The sequence below is a fragment of the Mesorhizobium sp. M2A.F.Ca.ET.067.02.1.1 genome (assembly GCF_004023285.1).
Taxonomy (GTDB): domain Bacteria; phylum Pseudomonadota; class Alphaproteobacteria; order Rhizobiales; family Rhizobiaceae; genus Mesorhizobium.
Genome location: NZ_RZSB01001146.1, coordinates 1 through 1,231 on the forward strand (window position 1 = coordinate 1; position 1,231 = coordinate 1,231).

At 63.8% G+C, this 1,231-nt stretch carries 3 protein-coding genes; 2 read left to right on the forward strand and 1 reads right to left on the reverse strand.

Annotation, left to right across the window (positions count from 1 at the left end; translation table 11 throughout):
* A partial coding sequence (locus EOA28_RS36235) for a MarR family winged helix-turn-helix transcriptional regulator (RefSeq protein ID WP_148671126.1) occupies positions 1 to 437 on the reverse strand: 437 nt, incomplete at its 3' end.
* 103 nt (positions 438 to 540) lie between these two features.
* Here EOA28_RS36235 and EOA28_RS36240 point away from each other — a divergent pair.
* Positions 541 to 837 carry a Rieske (2Fe-2S) protein gene (locus EOA28_RS36240; protein ID WP_245463333.1) on the forward strand — a complete coding sequence of 99 codons (297 nt, stop codon included), beginning with the start codon at positions 541 to 543 and terminating at the stop codon, positions 835 to 837.
* 1 nt (position 838) lies between these two features.
* On the forward strand, positions 839 to 1,231 hold a 393-nt coding region (locus EOA28_RS36245; RefSeq protein ID WP_245501688.1), incomplete at its 3' end, for a glutathione S-transferase family protein.

Consider the following 1,231-nt stretch of genomic DNA (forward strand, 5'->3'; position numbering starts at 1 on the left):
TCGCGCAGCCGTCCGAGCAGGCTGGCCAAGGTCTTCAGGTCCTGGGCTGAAAGCCTGCCGTCCATTCGATCGGCGATGCAAGCGCCATAGACCGCCCAGATGCGGCGGCGCATCTCCCGGCCGCTTGCCGTGATGCGAACGGTCTGCCCGCGGCCATCGTCGGAGACGGGCAGCTTTTCGACCAGGCCATCCGCCTCCAGCCGGGCCAGCAGTCGTGAGACGCCGTACTGCGCCAGCAGCACGCGATCGATCAGCTCGAACGGCCTTAGCCCGCCCTCGCCCGCCTCGGCGAGTTCGTGCAGCACGTCATACCAGGCGAGCGGCGGCAGGCCGTTTGCCTTCAGCGCGTCCTCGGTCCTCTCGACCAGTTGGCGCGAGACCCGCACGAGGCGCGCCCAGGCTGCAATGGCTTCCGGCGATGGCGACGTCTTCGTCATCGGCGCAGCCTAGTCGATAGATGCAACTGCATCAAGCTTGACGATCGATGCATTTGCATCCATATAGATGCAATTGCATCAACAAGGAACTTTCTGATGAAACATGAAATCTGCAAGATCGCCGACATCCCGCAGGCCGGCAGCCTTCGCGCCCTTCTTCGGTCGCGAGGTCCATGTCTGGCGCAGCGGCGAACGCATCCGCGCCGCGGCCAATGTCTGCCTGCATTTCGGCGGACCGCTGGACTGCAAGGACGGCACGCTTGTCTGCCAATGGCACGGCGCGAAATTCGACATGGAAAGCGGCGAGCGTCTCGAAGGACCGGCGCCGAAAGGCTCGCGCCTGATGTTCCTGTCGACCCGCGTCGACGATGGCGCGCTCAACTATGTCTGGGGAGAGTGAGATGACCGAAAGGCTCACCCTCGTCAGCCATCACCTCTGCCCCTACGTCCAGCGCGCCGCGATTGCGCTCGCCGAGAAAGGCGTGCCGCTCAAACGGGTCAATGTCGACCTTGCCGACAAGCCGGAATGGTTCAGAGCCATATCGCCGCTCGGCAAGGTGCCTCTGCTCCGCGTGCGGCACGGCCACTCGGAGGAGGTGATTTTCGAATCCGCCGTCATCCTCGAATTCCTCGAGGAGACCGAAGCCAATCCGTTGCACCCTGCCGATCCGCTGGCGCGAGCCAGGCATCGCGCCTGGATCGAATTCGGCTCGGCCATCCTCAATGCCATAGGCCGCTTCTATTCCGCCGCCGACGAAGCTGCTTTCCTCCACGAAAGCAGAGGCTTGTTCGAG